Genomic DNA, 19,400 nt, shown 5'->3' on the forward strand with positions numbered 1-19,400 from the left:
TGTTAAGCTGACTGATACTAATAGGTCGAGGGCTTGACCAAATAAAAACGAAAGAAAAATTTACTGTGCAATTTTGAGAGGACAAATAAAATGAAGTTGATAATTGACAATGGAGAGTTGACAGTTAAAGATATTGAATTCAATTTGATTTGAGCTTCTAAAAAGTAATATATAAGAAAATTGATGGCTATGAAGAGAGAAGTAAGTTAATTAAATCATTAAAGAGAGTCCTGTATGGTGAGAGAGGATATGAAAGATTTTCTGAACGTGCACTTGGAGCTTAAAGGCCGATATGTAGGTTTTTACGTTATCACACGTTATAGTGACAGGGTATTATCAGCAATTGTTTGTTGAAGTACTTTATGAGGTATAAGTCGTGAGGCTTATATGAATTTGGGTGGTAATCACGGATTTTTCGTCCCTTTAGTGGGGTGTTGAATCCGTTTTTTTATTACAAGATACAAGTTTATTTAAAAGATAGAAAGGAGCCTCTACATGGTAAAACAGAATGTAAAATTTTTGGAAAATTCTAAAGATACTGAATTTAATAAAAAGATGAAAGATATCTTTGAATATTTCCATCAGAGACCAGAGTTATCTTACGAGGAATATGATACAACTAAAGAATTAGCAAAGCTTCTAAGAGAAGGTGATATAGATATATTGGATCTACCAATGAAGACGGGTCTCGTAGCTGAAATCAAAGGAAAGAAAGGTGGACCTACCATTGCAATAAGGACGGATATAGATGCTTTGCCAATTACGGAAGAAACAAACCTTACATACAAATCGAAAAATAAAGGTAAAATGCATGCTTGTGGTCATGACTTTCATATGACAACCATACTTGGTGCAGCGTATCTGTTAAAAAGAAATCAGGAAAAGCTTCAAGGAAATGTTAGAATTATATTTCAGCCTGCAGAAGAATCTAGTCATGGTGCTGAAGAAGTTATAAAAACTAATGCATTAGACGGCGTACAAGCTATATTTGGATTGCATTGTGATTCTGAATTAGATGTAGGAACATTAGGTATAAACGTAGGTCCTGTGACTGCTGCTGTTGATAGATTTGAAGTTAAAGTTACTGGTAAAGGTACACATGCAGCACATCCTGAACTTGGAACAGACCCTATAGTTGCTGCTTCTAGCATAATAACAGCACTGCAGAGTATTGTAAGTAGGAATATGCATCCTTTAAATCCTGCAATAGTAAGTGTAACGCATATTGAAAGTGGACATACTTGGAATGTAATACCTGAAGAAACATATTTTGAAGGTACTGTAAGAACTCTTAATGTAAAAGATAGGAAGCTAATACCACAGAGAATTAAGATACTTTCAAAAAGTATTGCTGAGGCTTATGGTGCAAAAGCTAATTTTAGCTGGCATGAGGGACCGCCAGCAACTAACAATGACAAAGACTGGACGGAAATGGCAATAGATGTTGCTAGACAAGATGGTTATAGGGTTAAAATTATATCTCCCAAAATGGGAGGAGAAGATTTTGCTTATTACCAAAAATTTCTTACAGGTACTTTTGTAAATATAGGAGTTGGAAAAGGAGAATCTGTCCATAGTTCCAAATTTAAAATAGATGAGTTAGCTCTTGAAAAAAGCATAAGATATTTTAAAAACCTTGCAGAACATGCTTTGGTAATATTGGATAATAAAAATGACTAAATGTTCTATAGGAGGTATCCTTTAAATGATTGACTTAAAAAACGTGTATAAAACCTTTAATAGGGATGGTATTGAAATTGAAGCTCTGAAAGGAGTTAATATAGAAGTAGAGAAAGGGGACATATATGGAGTTATAGGATTTAGTGGGGCAGGAAAAAGTACTCTTTTAAGAATGGTTAATTTTCTTGAAAAACCTACGTCTGGAAGTGTACTTGTTAATGGGCAAGATATTAGTAAACTTAATAAAAAGCAGCTTATAAGTACTAGAAGAAAAATAGGAATGGTTTTTCAACATTTTAATCTTTTAAATTCAAAAACTGTTTTTGCAAATGTAGCTCTTCCTTTAATCCTTGATCATGTTCCTAAAAATGAGATATCAAATAGGGTAAATGATCTTCTTAAATTTGTAGGACTGGATAATAGAGCAAAAAATTATCCAGATGAACTATCAGGAGGACAAAAGCAGAGAGTGGGGATTGCCAGGGCACTTGCTACAAATCCACAAATACTATTATGTGATGAAGCTACATCTGCTCTAGATCCACAAACTACGGAATCAATACTTGAACTTTTAAAAAGAGTAAATAAGGAATATGATATTACTATTTTGTTAATAACCCATCAAATGAATGTAATACAGAAAATTTGTAACAAAGTTGCTGTAATGGAGAAAGGAAAGATAGTAGAGAAGGGAAGAGTAATAGATGTTTTTGGAAATCCAAAAGAAAAAGTTACAAAAGATTTTGTGCATAGTGTAACTAATGATGATATTCCAATAAGCATATTAAATCTTATTAAAAACAACAGACAGAATAGTCAAAATAGAAAATTCTTTAGGCTTAAATTTATGGGAAATTCAATACTGACACCTATGATATCTATGGCAACGAAAAAATTTAATGTGGAAATAAACGTGCTTAGTGCAAGTGTCACAGAGCTTCAGGATACACCTATGGTAAATATGGTAATAGAACTTGAATGTGATTCTACGTTAGCTGAAGAAATTGTTAAATATATTGAAAGTAAAGATATTTTAGTAGAGGAGGTGGCATAAAATGCAGACTATAACTATATCGCAGATTTATACTGCAATATTACAAACACTGTACATGATTTTCATACCACTTTTAATAGGATCTGTAGTAGGAACTCTTTTGGGGGTATTAATGGTAGTGACAAGGCCTAATGGAATACTGGAAAATAAATATATTTATAATGTTTTAAATCCTATTGTAAATATATTTCGTTCTTTGCCATTTATAATTTTAATGGTTGCAATAGTACCTTTTACTAAACTTATAGTAGGTTCATCTATAGGTACGAGTGCTGCACTAGTTCCTCTTACTATTTTTATTACTCCTTATATTGCAAGACTTGTGGAAAATTCCATTTTAGAAGTAGATAGTGGAACTATAGAAGCTGCGGAGGCAATGGGTGCTACGTCTTTTCAGATAATATGGCATTTTCTTCTTCCTGAAGCAATGGGTTCGCTTGTACTTTCAATTACTACTGCCACAATAGGTCTTATAGGGGCTACCGCAATGGCAGGAACTGTAGGCGGTGGAGGAATAGGAGATGTAGCTATATCCTATGGATATGAAAGATTTGATACAGAAGTAATGGTTATTACGGTAATTTTACTTATAATATTTGTACAATTTATACAGACAATAGGTAATGTAATAGCTAGAAAAGTAAGAAGAAATTAAAAATTTTGAGGGGGAAAATATAATGATAAGAAAATTTTTAAAAACTACTATAGCATCACTGCTTATAATTACATCGGCAATAGGATTATCAGCATGTGGCTCAAAAAACAGCAGTAATTCAAGTGAAAAGAAAGAGATAAAGCTAGGGGTTTCTCCTGGACCTTACAACGATCTTTTTAACGCAGGCGTAAAGCCTATTCTTGAAAAAGAAGGTTATAAGGTTACTTTGGTAAATTTCTCGGAGCTTCTTCCATCTGAGGTTGCCCTGACAGAAGGAAGTGTTGATTTTAACGTTGCACAACATAATGCTTATGTTAAAGCGTATAATAAGGAGAAAAAGGCAAACCTTGTATCTATAATAAAAATACCAACAGTAAGAGCAGGAATTTTTTCGAACAAGCATAAATCATTAAATGAAGTTAAGCAAGGGGACAAAGTATTTATTCCGAAAGACCCATCAAATGCAGCTAGAGCGTATGCATTACTTGAAAAGTCAGGATGGATTAAGATAAAACCAGGTGTAGTGAAGACACTTGCAACTCAAAAGGATATAATAGAGAATAAAAATAACATCAAAATAATTGAAATGGATTCTTCACAAATACCACGTTCTATGAATGAAGCAGATTATGCCGTACTTCCAGGAGCTATTGAGTATATGGCCAAAATAGATGCATCCAAGTCACTTCTTTCAGAGACACTGTCAGATGATCTTTATATAACTGTTGCGGTGGATGGAAAAAATAAAAATGCCAAATGGGCACAGGATATAGTAAAAGCTTATAAATCACAGGATTTTAAGAATTACATAAAGACACATAATTCTAAAGGATATTGGGTTCTTCCTGATGACCTCAAGTAAGTTAATATTTAATATGTAGGTTACCAAAGAACAAATAGTAAAGGAAAAATAACAGATGGTGTGGAATTTCTTATTTAAACTTTGATATTTGTTCTTTGAACTTTTTAAAAGTTTGCTATTAAGTATTGACAGCTAGCTAAAAATACAGTATAATACTAAATTGTAGCGAAGAAAAAAACAATGTATAATAAAGTTAATAGAAATTTCCGATAACAAAATCTGGTGGTAATGACGTGAAGGTAACACCCCTATCCATACCGAACAGGAAGGTTAAGCTTCAGAGTGCCGATGGTACTGCAGGGGAGGCCCTGTGGGAGAATAGGTCGCTGCCAGGTAAGTTTTTGGCCAGATAGCTCAGTCGGTAGAGCAGAGGACTGAAAATCCTCGTGTCCCTGGTTCGATTCCTGGTCTGGCCACCAAAAGTTTATATTAAAAAAGCTTCAAGTTATGTGTGAGGCTTTTTTTTCGTATAAAAGAAAACTTGCATGAGTTAATATTTCTAAGTTATTGAATTTAAAATTCTATTTGATGTGACGATTTTTTTAAAGGGGATGTGAAATATGAATAAAGGTGTTTTAAAATCTAGCATGCTGCTTTTAATAACCTCTGCCATATGGGGATTTGCATTTGTAGCACAAAGAGTGGGTATGAATTATGTAGGTGCGTTTACTTTTAATGGAGTAAGATTTGGACTAGGTGCTTTTTCGTTACTTCCACTTATAATATTTTATAAAGAAAAGGGTAAAAATAAAGAAAAAAATAAAAGTTTCAAAAGCGTATTTTTATCTGGACTTTTTACAGGATTAATAGTCTTCTTAGCTTCTTCTTTCCAACAAGTAGGTCTTATAGGAACTACAGCAGGAAAAGCTGCTTTTATAACTGGATTGTACATTGTATTTGTTCCAATTATGGGTATGTTTTTAAAACGACATGTAGGGCTCAATTCATGGATTGGAGCTTTAATTGCTGTGGTAGGATTATACTTTTTATGTGTTACAAGCAGTTTTTTTATATCACACAGTGATTTGCTTGAACTGGGAAGTGCCTTTTTCTTTGCGGTTCAAATAATTTTAATAGATATTTTTTCTAAAAAGTTTGATACACTCAAACTGGCATTTTTTCAATTTATAACTTGTTCGGTTTTAAGTTTAATAACAGCTGTTTTGTTTGAAAATATAACAATAAGTGGAGTTTTGCAGGCTGTAATACCTATTCTATATGGTGGTATATTTTCAGTGGGAATTGCATACACATTGCAAATTGTCGCACAAAAAAATGCTGAACCAACACATGCAGCTATTATAATGAGTATGGAATCAGTTTTTGCAGCTATTGGAGGATTTTTAGTTTTGAATGAATATTTAAGTTTAAGGGCAATATTTGGATGTGGCCTTATGCTTGCAGGTATGATTATATGCCAGATGAGACCTAGGGAAATTTGTCATGTAAAAATTGAAGCTTGTAAAAAAAGGTAATACATTATGGAAATGTCATATTTAGAGTCAATTAAATAGTCACTTATTATGTATGTTTTTAGTAAAATATGTTATAATGTTGGAGACGATTTCAATAAAAGTTTTGAATTTAATGATAAGAGGGGATATCATGGATAAAGTAATTACGATAGGAAAAAAAGATTTTGAAATAGGAAAAAGGACTTACATTATGGGCATACTTAATGTTACACCAGATTCTTTCTCTGATGGTGGAAAATTTAACAATATAGAGCTGGCTATAGAGCATGCTAAACAGATGGAGGAAGAAGGGGCAGATATAATAGATGTAGGTGGAGAATCTACAAGGCCAAGCTATGATCCTGTATCTGAGCAGGAAGAACTAGAAAGAGTTATTCCCATAATAGGCAAGTTAAGCAGGTGTGTAGATATTCCTATTTCTATAGATACATATAAGGGAAAAGTTGCAGAACAATCTATAAAAGCAGGAGCATCATTAATAAATGATGTTTGGGGATTTAAAAGAGACCCTTATATGGCAGAAGTGGCTGCACATTATAGAGTCCCTTGCTGTTTGATGCATAACAGGGATAATAGAAATTATACAAATTTGATGAATGACGTACTAACTGATTTACAGGAAAGTATAGATATAGCGTTAAAAGCTGGTGTTGATCCTAAAAACATAATAACAGATCCAGGTATAGGTTTTGCTAAAGATTATGAACAAAATTTAGCTGTTATGAATCAGTTAGAAAGGCTTTCAGAACTAGGATATCCAGTACTCTTAGGAACTTCTAGAAAATCAATGGTAGGAAAGGCATTAGATCTTCCGGTAAATGAAAGAATAGAAGGAACTGTAGCTACTACAGTAATAGGAATAATGAAAAAATGTGATTTTGTAAGGGTTCATGATGTAAAGGAAAACAAAAGAGCTGCAGTAATGGCAGATGCTATAATAAGAAGATAGCCCTGCTAAGTGAATTAAATCACTTGTGAAATGCCAGCTTAAATGATATAATCTTGTTATTTAATTAACCAAGTATGTTTCAGGGGAAGGAGAAATATTGGGTAAGCTTTTTTAAACTCAATATACATTTATCATGGATGAAAAAAAGATTAGAGAAGCAGTGAAAATGATACTTGAAGCTATAGGAGAAGATCCTGAAAGAGAAGGATTGCTTGAAACACCTGATAGAATTGCTAGAATGTATAAAGAGATATTTGAAGGATTAGATCAAAGTCCTGAAAAACATTTGAGAAAAGTATTTACTGTAGATAGTGATGATATTGTACTTGAAAAAGATATAACATTTTACTCCATGTGTGAGCACCATCTTCTGCCATTTTACGGGAAAGCACATATAGCGTATATACCTGATGGGAAAGTTGTAGGACTAAGTAAACTGGCTAGAACTGTTGAAGTTTTTGCAAAGAGACTTCAACTTCAAGAGAGACTGTCTGCTCAAATTGCTGATGCAATGATGAAATATGTAAAAGTTAAGGGAGTTATGGTTGTAGTTGAAGCGGAGCATATGTGTATGACTATGAGGGGAATAAAAAAACCTGGAAGTAAGACTGTTACAGCAGTTGCCAGGGGACTTTTTAAAGGTGAACCTAGGCTTAGAGATGAAGTTTATAGAATGATAAATATGGAATAGGGCGTGGTGCTGAATTTGGAAAAAGTTAATGCTATTTTAAAAAACCGTAAGTTTTGTGCCTATTTATCTAAAATTAATAAGCTTGAAGAAAATAGAAAATATTGCAAACACGATATTCAACATTTACTGAATGTGGCTAGAATTACTTATATAAAGGTATTGGAAGAAAATATTCATGTAAAAAAGGAAATTATATATGCAGCTGCTCTGCTGCATGATATAGGAAGATGGCAGCAATATGAAGAGGGTATACCTCATGAATTAGCTAGTATTAAGCTAGGAAAAGATATTTTGGATGAGTGTGGCTTTGACAATGAAGAAGAAAAAGAAATATTTGATTTGATAGGTAATCACAGAAAAAAAGATTCTTATAATTTACTTCAAAATATATTTTATGATAGTGACAAAGCATGTAGAAATTGTTTTATGTGTAAAGCTATTTCAGAGTGTAATTGGCCAGATGAAAAGAAAAACTATAGTATTAAATATTAATTGGTTTTAGTTAGGGGATGTTATGTATGGATGTCATATATGTAGAGGATTTAGAAGTATATGCCTATCATGGCGTAAATCAAGCTGAAAAAGATATGGGGCAGAGGTTTCTTATATCACTACAAATATTTTTAAATTTAAGTGAAGCAGGAAAAAGTGACGATCTGAGTAAAACTATTAATTACGCCAAATTATGCTGTGAAGTAGAGGAAGAATTTAAAAAGAAAAAATATGATCTTATTGAAAAGTCTGCAGAGTCGCTAGCTAATTTTATATTAAAAAAGTATACAGCAGTAGAAAGAGTAACAGTTAAAATAAAAAAGCCTTGGGCACCTATAGGAAAGCCATTAAAGTGGGTAGCTGTAGAAATAAATAGGTGCTGGCATACAGCTTATATTTCAATTGGTTCTAATTTAGGTGATAAAGGAAAAAATATAAAAGATGCCATAGATATAATAGATTCTTCACCTTATAATAAGGTAACAAAAGTATCTAAATTATATGAAACTAAACCTGTGGGATATTTAGATCAGGATAATTTTTTAAATGGCGCTCTAGAGGTTAAAACCTTAATGGAGCCCGGAGATTTAATGGATTCTTTGTTAGAGGTAGAAAAAAAATTAAAAAGGGAGAGAATAATAAAATGGGGACCTAGAACTATAGACTTGGATGTAATATTATATGATAATTTAGTTACATCAGAAGAAAAGATTATACTTCCCCATCCAAGAATGCATGAGAGATTATTTGTTTTGAAGCCATTGTCAGATATTGCACCTTATGTTATTCATCCTGTTTTAAATGATAGAATCATAAATTTGACTCATGAGTTAGAAAAAATACAAGAATTATAAAGTTTTAAGTTAAAAATAATTTTGCATATAGTTTATATGCAAAATTATTTTTTTTATACTATATTTTATTATGTAGTTTTAAGTCACAGCAATAAATATACGATATATAACCATCAGATAAATTTAGTAAGGAATGGGAGCGGTTTCATGGCAGAAAAAATGTTAAAACCTCCAGTAGAGGTTCTATATAAAGAAGAACTTGCAGCTTTAAAGAAAAATGATGATGGAATAAAACCAAAAAATTGGATACTGTCACCAAAGGCTGTGAGAAAATTTATACTTGGAAATTCAGAACCTTTAACATATAGGAATAAAAAAGTATACATAAATAAAAAATTCTTTGGAAATGATTCTTTAGTTGAAAGATGTATTATAACTCTTGCAGGAAATAGGGGGCTTATGCTTGTTGGAGAACCTGGTACTGCAAAGACAATGTTATCTGAGTTATTATCTGCGGCGATATGCGGCTGCAGCACCAACACTGTTCAAGGTACGGCTGGAACTACTGAAGATATGATTAAGTATTCTTGGAATTATGCAATGCTCTTGGCAAAAGGACCAACATCTGAAGCTTTAGTTAAAGCACCACTTTTTGCTGGAATGGAGAAGGGAATCATTACAAGGTTTGAAGAAATAACAAGATGCCCATCAGAAATTCAAGATAGTTTGATAAGTATTTTAAGTGATAAGGTACTTAATATATCAGAACTTGGTGAAAGTGAAGGATTATTATTTGCAAAGCCTGGATTTAACGTAATAGGTACTGCAAATACGCGTGATAAAGGTGTTAATGAAATGAGCAGTGCTTTAAAGAGAAGATTTAATTTTGAAACTATATTTCCTATAAAAGATGTTTCACTGGAAGCAAAAATAATAGTAAATGAAGTTGAAAAACTTAAAAACCAAAACAATATAAAAATGGAAGTAGATGAGGATGTTGCAGAACTTTTGGCCTCAACTTTTCACGAACTTAGAGAAGGAATATCTTCAAATGGTATAAGGATAGATAAGCCTTCTTCAGTTATGAGTACGGCAGAAGCCGTATCTGTTTATTACCAGACAATGATGACAGCTTATTACTATGGAGATTCGAAGATTGACCTCAATTCTATGGTTCAAAATATAATGGGTGCTGCTTTAAAAGAAAGCAGAGATGATCTTGAAAAGATTAAAAGTTATTTTAATGTTGTAGTTAAATCAAAAGCTGCAGAAGGTGGGGAGTTATGGAAAAATTATTACGAAGCAAGGAAATGGATAAAATAAATAAACTATTTAATGACGCCTTTGACTTAAGGTCAAACCTTGTATTTTTTCCTGTAAGGCATCACAGTCCAGTATGTTCATATCATTTAAGAAATACGATTGAAGAATATTTACCGGAAATTATACTAATTGAAGGACCTATAGATGGAAATAACATAAAGGATTCACTGGCACATGAAGATAGCAATCCTCCTTTTGCTATTTACTATTCTTATTCGGATTCAAAGGGGCTTATAGATGATACAAGGGGAAAATATAGATGTTACTATCCATTTTTAGATTATTCACCAGAACTTATTGGAATTAGAGAAGGCAAAAAGAAAAATATTGAAACTAGATTTATTGACTTATCTTATGCTGACATACTTATAAACAGTAAGAAAGGTAAGGGGCTTTTAAAGAAAGAAGATAAGTTAAGTTATAATGATGATTATTTTCTTGAAGAAAACAAATTTATAGAAGAACTGTGCAAAAGGGAAGGCTGCAGAAGTTTTAATGAATTTTGGGAAAAGTTATTTGAAATTCAAGGACTTTATATGAGTAAAGAAGACTTTGTAAAAAATATGTTTTCTTATTGTTATCTTTCAAGAATGTGCAGTACAAAAGAAGAACTTATAAGTGAAGGATGTAGTGCAGAAAGTATTTCAAAATTATTAGTTTTATCATTTAACATGGGACTTGATGAAATTTTTAATTCTACAATAAATTCACTAAAAAATGTTATAGCAGAAGATGGCAGTATCTATTCATTAATAAATTGTCTGTATTATTTAAATTACATCTACACAATGAGAGAACTATATTTCATGAATTCCATGAATGAAGTAAAAAATATAATTTTTTATGTGTACAGCAAAGTATGCATATTAATTCCAGATATGGCTTCAATTAATGAAGAAGAAGCCTTAAAAGGAGTTAATTCTCTAAAAGAAGTATTTAATATTGTAGTGAAAAGAGAATTAGATTTAGATGACACACTTCTAAAAGAAGCTTTATTTTCTCTTCTAAGATTTGATTCTGTAAATGCAGGAATTGAAGGAGCAGCATCTGGAATACTATATGGATTAAATGAGCTTAAAGCAGAAGGAGCAGCAAAGTCTGTGGAAGGATATATATTTGGTACTAAGGAAAAAGCACTAAAGGCACCATCTTTTTTAAATGGATTGTTTTCAACTGCAAGAGATTTAGTTTTTGTGGAAGGTTCTATTTTAAAGTCAATTGATAAATATGCAGCTAAGAAAATGGAACAAAGCGGCATAGTATGAATGCAGTTATTTTATTTTGAGTTTAAGTATGAATATAAAGAAAGGAAGATTAGCATGGAGATTAAAATTAGACAGGTATGTATAGATGATCTAAATGAAATAGCAGAAGTGGAGAGTATTTGCTTTCCAAAAGCAGAAGCAGCTACAAAAGAGTCTTTTAAGCAGCGTATAGAAACATTTCCAGAAAGCTTTTTTGTGGCAGAAGTAAATAATAAAATAGTTGGATTTGTTAATGGATGTATTATAAATGAAACTGTTATATGTGATGAGCTTTTTGAAGATTCTAAACTTCATGTTCCAAATGGACATTATCAAACTATTTTTGGACTGGATGTAATACCAGAATATCGTAATCAGGGAATTGCAGCTAAATTAATGAATTATATGATAGAAATAGCAAGATCATCAGGTCGAAAAGGAGTTATTTTAACTTGTAAAGAAAGGCTTATTCATTATTACATGAAGTTTGGATACAAAAATAAAGGAGTATCTAAATCAGTTCATGGTGGTGCTAAGTGGTATGATATGATTTTAGAATTTTAAGTATATAAGCGAAGTTTATTAAGTGAAATTATAATGGAGGAATATATGAACGGAATTGGAACACAAAAAATAGAAACTAATAGGCTAATATTAAGAAGATTTCAAATAGGTGATTACGCAAAAGTTTATAAAAATTGGACTTCAGATAGTATGACTACACGTTATTTGAGTTGGGATACTCATGAAAATGAAGAAATAACAAAGAAATACATACAATCTAAATTAAATTTGTATGATAAAGAATTTTTTTTGATTGGATTGTGATTAGAAAAAAAGATGATGAGCCAATTGGAGAAATTAGTTGCGTAAAATTCTCAAAATTTCACAGGCTTTGTGAGGTTGGCTACTGCTATGGTTCGAAATATTGGAATCTAGGTTATGCAACGGAAGCATTGAAAGTTTTTATTGAGTATATGTTTAACTATGAAATTGTACAGCCTATTAAACAGCTTGATAGAGAAGTATTTACTATGACCGAAGAAGAAAAGAAAATGAAGTATGTAGATAGATTTGGAGGGAAAATTGTAAATGGTCTATCACTTGTAGGTAAGATAATGAACTATGGCTGGTATAGAGGTTCTATTCAGGATGCAGGTGGATACTATGAATTTTACAAGGAAGATAACAATTTAGGCATAGGAGTTGAATTGAAGTTTGAAGGATTGTCTGTTGGTTATGAGAATGAAGATACGACAATTTATATATTGAGGTTTTATAATGCAGGTACAGTGAAAAGAGGAAGTTACATATATGATGAGATAAAGGAACAGCATTTACTTTCCTTAAGCCAAGTTCCGGAAAAATATTTTAGTGAAATACTATATCAAGTTAGCAGTGCACTATCATCAAGCAACACAGTAAATGAAAATTGGAGAAATGCTTCTGGAATTAAGTTTTAAAAATATTGTTAAATAATGGACATAGAAAGGGAGAATGGGTATAGATTTGTGTAAAAACTAAATCTATATCCATTCTCTTAAAATTTTAAAATGTAATTCAAGACAGGATCAGTTTTATTCGTGTAATCTTTTATAGACAATTCAATTATTTTATCAGGTGTAAAGGTACTGCTGTTGTCATTGGAACTTTTATTAAACTGTGTGGAATAATTTATTTTCATCTTTGAATTTGGAAGCTCAAATTCCTTTACAGCACCATAGTGATTTGGCTTACCACTAGTAGTTTCCCCTACAAAAGTTGCATTAGTATCCTTTTTTAATAGCACAGCATCAACTATTGCAGATGAAAAAGTATTCCTTCCAACTATTACAAATATGTGATTTTTATTATTTAACTTTTTATTTTTAAGCCAATCTATAATTGGCTGTATATATTTATCACTTCCACCGGAATTATCTCTCATATCAATTACAAATTTATTAGTGTTATGAGTATTCATGAAATTTAACATTTGAGCTATAAAATCTTCTATGGATTTACCTGAGTCCTCATCACTTTGGCACTTATTATATTTAAAATAAACTGTCTTCTCATCACTTAAATATTTATACCAGTAATTTAGGTTACTCTTTTGCATATAAAGTGGATATGAAGTATCATACTTTTCATTTATAATAAATTTTTGACCAATTTTGTGCTTATCCATAGGACTTACATTTAAATCAAAACTTTTTCCATTATTATCTTCAAAGGTAAAAGTTGCTTTATTTGCATTAGTTGTAACTTTTATGCCGTGGAGAATTTCAGGATTCGATAGATATTTTGGTATATTTTTTTTAATCATTGCTTCATTGTCATTTACTATTAATGGTAAAATGGCTTCTTGGACATTTTTTATATCTTTTCCATTTATCTTTATGAGCTTTGCATAAAGAGCTTTTTTATACTCATTTGTAGTATTTACAACATATATACCTTCTTTAAAATAGTAAAATTCCATTGGATATGTATTTAAAGTTTCCCTATATGCATATGTATGTGAATCTCCTATGGATGCAGTTACTTTATAGATACCAGCGGCTATTTCATCATCATTTAAATTATCTACTGAATTTTTTAGTGTATTTATTTCATCATTAAACTTTTCTTCATTTGTTTTAAAAAATAGGTTTACATGTTTTTTAGGAAGAGCTTTTTGCATATAACTTAAATCTTTTTCCCACTTAGTATTTCTATCTCCTCCTAGATACTGAGATTCACATCCCCCAGTAACTATAGCAAAAGAAAATAGTACAAAGCCAAAAACTAATTTTATAAATTTATTCATCTCTAACTCCTTTTAATTTATATCCTTTCTGTTAAATTCATATATAGAAATACTTATAAAAAATATAAAACACAAAACACTTGAAATTGTAATATAATTCAAATCAACATGTTCTTTTGAATAAAAATATTCTGCTGAAAGCCAGGGTGACATTATGGGAATATATTTTGCAATATGAGAAAAAGACTCCGTTGCTATTAAACTTGATAAGATAAATCCAAGTATTCCATAAGCCGCTGGAATTATAATATTCCTGCTCAAATTTGAAATTAGTATGGGGATTGGAACTAATAAAAATTGAAACAATATAGACAAGCTATTTGCGTTTAAATTCCTTATTATAATATGACCTTCAGGTAAACTTCCATTTAAAAAGTAATAACTTAAAAGCATTGATATGATTTCAATAATGTATGTTAAAAAAATTAATATATATATTACAATTAGCTTTGACATAAAAATTTTTATCCGGCTCTTTCCATAAGCATATAATACATCAGCTGTTTTATCTGCAAATTCCCTTGAAAATATATAAGCCGATATTATGGAAAATAAAACTATAAAAAGCATTATAAAATTTGTCTCTTCTATATTGTAGGCATATTTTTCAAAGGACATGTTAACTTCAGTTATATGTCTTGCAACAAACATAAGTATTGTCATAATTGTTCCACCAATCAAAACGAGGGGGGGAATGTAAGTTTTCTTTAATTTAAATAGCTCCGAGTATATCATATTTAACATTTTAAAATTCCTCCATTAAAATTATTCTATATCTACATTAATATAGTGATATACACATAAAAACATGAATACGCCAAAAGTTAAAACTGTACTTGAAATGACAAGCACATAATCAATTGGATCACCTTTATAAAAGTAATATATGGGTAATGCAGGAAGCATGAGCGGGTCCATTTGCATATATATCCCTGTAAGCATTATAAACGTAGAGGATATAGCGCCGAGTATTCCGTATATTACAGGAAATATAATATTTTTTGTTAGATTCCCGATTAATATTGGAATCGGCATTAGCAAAAATTGAAACAGCATTGAATATATATTTACTTTTATATCTTTAGCAATAAGATAAGGTAGAAGCAGCTTTCCCCATGATATATAAAGTGTCAAATATACAGCTATAAACTGAACAAAGTATGCTAGTACAATTATTATATATACTGTAAGTAGTTTCCCAATAAAAATTTTTATTCTGCTTGCTGGATAAGCGTATAATATATTTGCAGTTTTATCCGTAAATTCTCTTGAAAAAATATAACTTGCTATTAGTGAGAAAAAAATTATATATAAAAACTGAAAACAAATCACTTCTATGTTTACCCTATAATTCATAAATAAAGTATTCCTTAGTGTTTCTGAACTCCCGCTATAGTTGTTTGAAAGTGACTGAATACATTCAAATATTGGAACAAAAACTGCAGCAATTAAAGTTATAATAATTAGATAAGATTTTTTTAGTTTTAAAAATTCGGAGTATACTATATTAAACATCTAATTGCCTCCTGTAAGCTTTATGAAATAATCTTCCAGGTTGTCTATTTTTAAACATATTTCATCTACAAGTAAATCATTTGAAACTAAAGCCTTATTTATATTTGAAACTTCCTGCAGCCTTTCATAAACCCGCAAATTATTTTTTTCCCATATGACATAATCTTTTATTCCAAGTTTTTCTTCAAGCACGAAAGAAGCTTTTTTATCATTATCAACCTTGATATTTATATAATGTCTGTTTCTTCTTTGAAGTTCGTCATAGGATATTTCTTCTAGGAGCTCTCCCTTATGAATTATCCCTATCTTATTTGCCATCTGTTGAACTTCGCTTAATATGTGGCTGGATATTAAAAATGTAATACCTTGTTTTTTACATAAATCTATAATTAGTTCTCTTATTTCTTTAATTCCTATAGGATCAAGTCCATTAGTTGGCTCGTCTAATATTAAAAATTCTGGATGATGTAAAAGTGCTCTTGCTATTCCAAGCCTTTGCTTCATACCAAGTGAAAATTCTTTTACTTTTTTATTTTTAACATCACTTATACCTACTACTTTTAAAGTTTCATCTATGCAATCCTTACCCTGGACTCCCGTCATCCGCCTGTGTATTTCCAAATTTTCTCCTGCTGTAAGATTTGGATAGAATCCTGGATACTCTATCATTGAACCTATTCTCTCTAGTACTTTTCTATTTTTATTTGAGATTTTTTCTGAGAAGAGTTCGATTTCTCCAGAAGTTGGTTTTATAAGCCCCATAATCATTCTTATGGTTGTAGTTTTTCCAGCACCATTTTGTCCAAGAAAGCCATATATATCACCTTTTTTTATATGAATATTTAAGTTTTTAACTGCACAAAAACTTTTAAATTCTTTTGTCAAATTATAAGTTGTAAGAATGTCATCCATTGAGATACCTCCATTAATGTAGAATAAAAAAGGACTATGTCTATAATATACAACATAATCCTTACATGCTATTTAATAAGTTCTTACAATTTTCTTAAATTCTGCTTTAGCGTAAATTTAAATTCTGTTCTTTCAAAAGGAGTGCTGGATACAAAAATGTTTCCACCTAATGATTCAACCAACTTTTTTACTATTGTAAGTCCCAATCCGCTGCTTTTTAAATTTAACTTTCTGGATTTTTCTACAGTATACAATCTATCAAATACATAAGGCAAATCTTCTTTAGGTATTCCAGGTCCATTGTCCCATACAGAAATAAAAATATTATCATTATCACAGCTTAAATCAATACCTATTTTAGTGGCATGCGAGCCATACTTTAATGCATTATTTATGAGATTTGCTAAAATTCTATTTAGTGATTTTTCATCTGCCACAGCATAAACATCATCTTTTTCAAGATTTAATTCAGGTGCAATATTTATCTTTTTAAATTCATTAAAGAAAAGTAATACGTTTTGTCTTACAATTTCACATATATTTATTTCTTTTACATCAAGTTTAAAGTCATTTGAGTCCATCTTTGAAATTTGAAAAAATTCTTCCATCAAATTATAGAGATAATTTCCCTTACTGCAAGCTATTTTTATATAACGTTCTTTTTCAGCTAGTGTTAAGGTAGTATCATTTAACAGTAGTTCTATATACCCAAGGATTGATGTGAGTGGTGTTCTTAAATCATGTGATATATTCGATATCATTCTTTTACGAGATTCTTCACTTGTATTACTTTTTTTCTGTACTTTTTGAAGTTCGTCTATCAATCTATTTATATTTATAATCAGTTTACTTAAAGTTTTTACATGAGTTTGTATTCTTATCCTTTGATTCAAATTTCCATTTAATATTTGATCAATGACTATTGAAATATAATTTGCTTTTTTATAAAAGCTCATTAGTATAAGTATTAGAAAAATTATTATGAATATCAAAACACAATTTAATATACTCATATTATTCACCAAGTTTATATCCTATTCCCCATACAGTAACTATGTATTTAGGGTTGTTTGGATTATCTTCAATTTTGTTTCTAAGCCTCTTTATGTGTACCATTACAGTATTATCATCGTGCAAATAGTCATTTTCCCAAACTCCATTAAATATTTGTGCTTTTGTAAAAACTCTATCAGGATTTTTAAGAAAAAACTTTAGAAGCTCAAATTCCTTTGGAGTCAAGTTTAGTTCTTTGTCTTCTTTAAAGAACTTATGATTTGAAGTATCTAATTTTAAAGATTTATATGCTAAAGTTGGATTTTTATCATGAACATTATTGTAGTATATATATCTTCTAAGCTGAGCTTTGACTCTAGCTGCAAGTTCTCTTGTGGAAAATGGTTTTATCATATAATCATCAGCACCCATGCTGAGCCCTATAACTCTATCGGTTTCTTCATTTTTAGCGGAAAGAATAATAACGGGTACAGTACTATTTTCTCGTATTTTTCTCAAAACTTCTATACCATCTATATAAGGAAGCATTAAATCTAGAATAATCAATTGAAAAGTATTGTCGTATTTCTCAAGTGCATCTTTTCCGTCAAAAGCTTGTACTATATTATAATTTTCATTTTTTAAAGTACTATAGATTAGGTTGTTTATTTCTTCATCGTCCTCTATAACAAGTATTTTAGATATATTCATTTGAAAAGCCTCTTTCATTAATTTTGTCTGATGGCTAGCTACTGTAACACTCCCAATTCTATCAAAGTGGGAGATATTAGAACTCTTGAGCTTCAGCGATTTAGAGCTCTTATGATGTGCATAACAGTAGCTACACCCCTAGATAATTCATCTAAACTTAGTGGGAGAAACAAAACTCTAAAGAGAAAGCGATTCACTTTAAGTCAAAGATTTAAGTTCTCTGCTTGCACACAGCGAAAGCGACTATCACCAAATCAGAGATTTGGAATATCTGCTTTTCCCACTAAGTAAGATTCATTGATAATCCTATAATTATTATATAAAAAGAGGAATAAGTTTTTCAATGATGTAGCGGTTCAAAACAAAAATAAGTTTATCTAATGATTATTAACAGGCTTCTCGGTATCTTTTATCTGATGATAGTTGCTTTTACAGAGTGCATGAGAGTATTAGAGAGGATAGTTAGCGGATAAACACTGTAATTGGGTTAAAATCAGTATAATCTCTACCGGGTGTATCTATGTGCGAAATATTAAGTATAAAAGAGAAATATTGATTATTTACAATATAATTTGTAGTATTTGAATATAAGACATCAGTGGTGTTATAAGAAATATGATAAGATTACATACGTTGCTTGAGCAGTTGATAAATGTTGCTTGAGAGCCGCGTAAATTTATATTTTGTTAGTAGAAAAAAAGTAGAAAAAAAGATGTTGACAAAATAAAAAAGACGTGATAAACTATAAAAGCTGTCGAAGTGAGGCGGCAAAATGATCCTTGAAAATTAAACAGAGGAAGATATAAGTACAACTTATTTAGAATAAACCAGCAATTCTTTTGAGCTGCGAGAGCAGCTAAAAAAGTAATTTCGTAAGAATAGTGTATTATATTTTGCTAACAAGCTAAAATGTAATATATTAAAAATTGGTAGTAGCGAGCAAGACAAGGAAAAGTTTGAATGAGGAGCGGAGTTTACTTAAGTAAATGAGCACCGCAATGAAAGCTTTGACGCAGTATTGCGAAGCTAATAGCAATTTTCTATAGAGCCATAAAAACTTTTAAATTAAGAGTTTGATCCTGGCTCAGGACGAACGCTGGCGGCGTGCTTAACACATGCAAGTCGAGCGATGAAGCTCCTTCGGGAGTGGATTAGCGGCGGACGGGTGAGTAACACGTGGGTAACCTACCTCAAAGAGGGGGATAGCCTCCCGAAAGGGAGATTAATACCGCATAATAATCAGTTTTCACATGGAAGAC

21 protein-coding genes, 1 tRNA gene, 2 rRNA genes and 1 other annotated feature are annotated in these 19,400 nt (G+C 30.9%); of the genes, 18 read left to right on the top strand and 6 right to left on the bottom strand.

Annotation, left to right across the window (positions count from 1 at the left end):
• The first annotated feature begins 180 nt into the window (after positions 1-180).
• Positions 181-426: a binding site (T-box leader), on the top strand.
• 69 nt (positions 427-495) lie between these two features.
• The 16 genes from WY13_RS11970 (at position 496) to WY13_RS12045 (ending at position 12,682) form a co-directional block, all read left to right on the top strand.
• The gene (locus tag WY13_RS11970; RefSeq protein WP_063555885.1) at positions 496-1,680 is read left to right on the top strand and encodes an amidohydrolase; all 1,185 of its coding nucleotides are present in this window, start codon (positions 496-498) and stop codon (positions 1,678-1,680) included.
• Between the two features lie 25 nt (positions 1,681-1,705).
• On the top strand, positions 1,706-2,734 hold the full coding sequence (locus tag WY13_RS11975; RefSeq protein WP_063555886.1) for a methionine ABC transporter ATP-binding protein: 1,029 nt from the start codon (positions 1,706-1,708) through the stop codon (positions 2,732-2,734).
• 1 nt (position 2,735) lies between these two features.
• Positions 2,736-3,389, top strand: coding sequence for a methionine ABC transporter permease (locus tag WY13_RS11980; RefSeq protein ID WP_063555887.1), 654 nt, complete (start codon positions 2,736-2,738; stop codon positions 3,387-3,389).
• A 22-nt stretch (positions 3,390-3,411) separates the two neighbouring features.
• Complete coding sequence (locus WY13_RS11985) at positions 3,412-4,251, top strand: MetQ/NlpA family ABC transporter substrate-binding protein (protein ID WP_082848489.1); 840 nt, start codon at positions 3,412-3,414, stop codon at positions 4,249-4,251.
• Positions 4,252-4,469: 218 nt separating this feature from the next.
• A 5S ribosomal RNA gene (gene rrf, locus WY13_RS11990) occupies positions 4,470-4,586 on the top strand.
• 8 nt (positions 4,587-4,594) lie between these two features.
• A tRNA-Phe gene (locus WY13_RS11995) sits at positions 4,595-4,670 on the top strand.
• A gap of 141 nt (positions 4,671-4,811) precedes the next feature.
• A complete protein-coding gene (locus WY13_RS12000; RefSeq protein WP_063555888.1) occupies positions 4,812-5,726 on the top strand; it encodes a DMT family transporter in 915 nt (304 codons plus the stop codon).
• A 130-nt stretch (positions 5,727-5,856) separates the two neighbouring features.
• Complete coding sequence (folP, locus tag WY13_RS12005; protein ID WP_063555889.1) at positions 5,857-6,675, top strand: dihydropteroate synthase; 819 nt, start codon at positions 5,857-5,859, stop codon at positions 6,673-6,675.
• 133 nt (positions 6,676-6,808) lie between these two features.
• Positions 6,809-7,366 (top strand): GTP cyclohydrolase I FolE, encoded by a 558-nt coding sequence (gene folE / locus WY13_RS12010; protein ID WP_192845029.1) that lies wholly within the window; start codon positions 6,809-6,811, stop codon positions 7,364-7,366.
• Between the two features lie 15 nt (positions 7,367-7,381).
• On the top strand, positions 7,382-7,858 hold the full coding sequence (locus tag WY13_RS12015; protein WP_063555891.1) for an HD domain-containing protein: 477 nt from the start codon (positions 7,382-7,384) through the stop codon (positions 7,856-7,858).
• A gap of 26 nt (positions 7,859-7,884) precedes the next feature.
• Entirely contained in the window at positions 7,885-8,712 is an 828-nt protein-coding gene (gene folK / locus WY13_RS12020; RefSeq protein ID WP_063555892.1) for a 2-amino-4-hydroxy-6-hydroxymethyldihydropteridine diphosphokinase, read from the top strand.
• Between the two features lie 147 nt (positions 8,713-8,859).
• Complete coding sequence (locus tag WY13_RS12025) at positions 8,860-9,975, top strand: ATP-binding protein (RefSeq protein ID WP_063555893.1); 1,116 nt, start codon at positions 8,860-8,862, stop codon at positions 9,973-9,975.
• Positions 9,936-11,240 (top strand): DUF5682 family protein, encoded by a 1,305-nt coding sequence (locus WY13_RS12030; protein WP_063555894.1) that lies wholly within the window; start codon positions 9,936-9,938, stop codon positions 11,238-11,240. Before WY13_RS12025 ends, WY13_RS12030 begins: the two co-directional genes overlap by 40 nt.
• Positions 11,241-11,294: 54 nt before the next feature.
• Entirely contained in the window at positions 11,295-11,783 is a 489-nt protein-coding gene (locus WY13_RS12035; protein WP_063555895.1) for a GNAT family N-acetyltransferase, read from the top strand.
• Between the two features lie 45 nt (positions 11,784-11,828).
• Positions 11,829-12,047: a GNAT family N-acetyltransferase gene (locus WY13_RS12040; RefSeq protein WP_063555896.1), complete on the top strand. Its 219-nt coding sequence runs from the start codon at positions 11,829-11,831 to the stop codon at positions 12,045-12,047.
• Entirely contained in the window at positions 12,044-12,682 is a 639-nt protein-coding gene (locus WY13_RS12045) for a GNAT family N-acetyltransferase (protein ID WP_063555897.1), read from the top strand. The genes WY13_RS12040 and WY13_RS12045 overlap by 4 nt, the downstream gene beginning before the upstream one ends.
• 77 nt (positions 12,683-12,759) lie before the next feature.
• Here the strand turns inward: WY13_RS12045 and WY13_RS12050 are convergent, their stop codons facing one another.
• The 6 genes from WY13_RS12050 to WY13_RS12075 form a co-directional block, all read right to left on the bottom strand.
• Positions 12,760-14,010 carry a S41 family peptidase gene (locus WY13_RS12050; RefSeq protein ID WP_063555898.1) on the bottom strand — a complete coding sequence of 417 codons (1,251 nt, stop codon included), beginning with the start codon at positions 14,008-14,010 and terminating at the stop codon, positions 12,760-12,762.
• Positions 14,011-14,022: 12 nt separating this feature from the next.
• Positions 14,023-14,754, bottom strand: a complete 732-nt coding sequence (locus WY13_RS12055) for an ABC transporter permease (protein ID WP_063555899.1) — start codon at positions 14,752-14,754, stop codon at positions 14,023-14,025.
• A 21-nt stretch (positions 14,755-14,775) separates the two neighbouring features.
• Positions 14,776-15,525, bottom strand: coding sequence for an ABC transporter permease (locus WY13_RS12060; protein ID WP_063555900.1), 750 nt, complete (start codon positions 15,523-15,525; stop codon positions 14,776-14,778).
• Positions 15,526-16,437 (bottom strand): ABC transporter ATP-binding protein, encoded by a 912-nt coding sequence (locus WY13_RS12065; RefSeq protein ID WP_063555901.1) that lies wholly within the window; start codon positions 16,435-16,437, stop codon positions 15,526-15,528. It lies immediately after the preceding gene.
• A gap of 83 nt (positions 16,438-16,520) precedes the next feature.
• Positions 16,521-17,450 (bottom strand): sensor histidine kinase, encoded by a 930-nt coding sequence (locus tag WY13_RS12070; RefSeq protein WP_063555904.1) that lies wholly within the window; start codon positions 17,448-17,450, stop codon positions 16,521-16,523.
• A gap of 1 nt (position 17,451) precedes the next feature.
• Positions 17,452-18,141, bottom strand: coding sequence for a response regulator transcription factor (locus WY13_RS12075; protein ID WP_063555902.1), 690 nt, complete (start codon positions 18,139-18,141; stop codon positions 17,452-17,454).
• Between the two features lie 66 nt (positions 18,142-18,207).
• Between WY13_RS12075 and WY13_RS21520 the strand changes: the two genes are divergently transcribed.
• On the top strand, positions 18,208-18,432 hold the full coding sequence (locus tag WY13_RS21520; protein ID WP_204377963.1) for a hypothetical protein: 225 nt from the start codon (positions 18,208-18,210) through the stop codon (positions 18,430-18,432).
• Between the two features lie 770 nt (positions 18,433-19,202).
• Positions 19,203-19,400: ribosomal RNA gene (locus tag WY13_RS12080) — 16S ribosomal RNA — on the top strand; the annotation flags it as partial.

This window comes from Clostridium ljungdahlii (assembly GCF_001636845.1).
In the GTDB taxonomy this organism is placed as follows: domain Bacteria; phylum Bacillota; class Clostridia; order Clostridiales; family Clostridiaceae; genus Clostridium_B; species Clostridium_B ljungdahlii_A.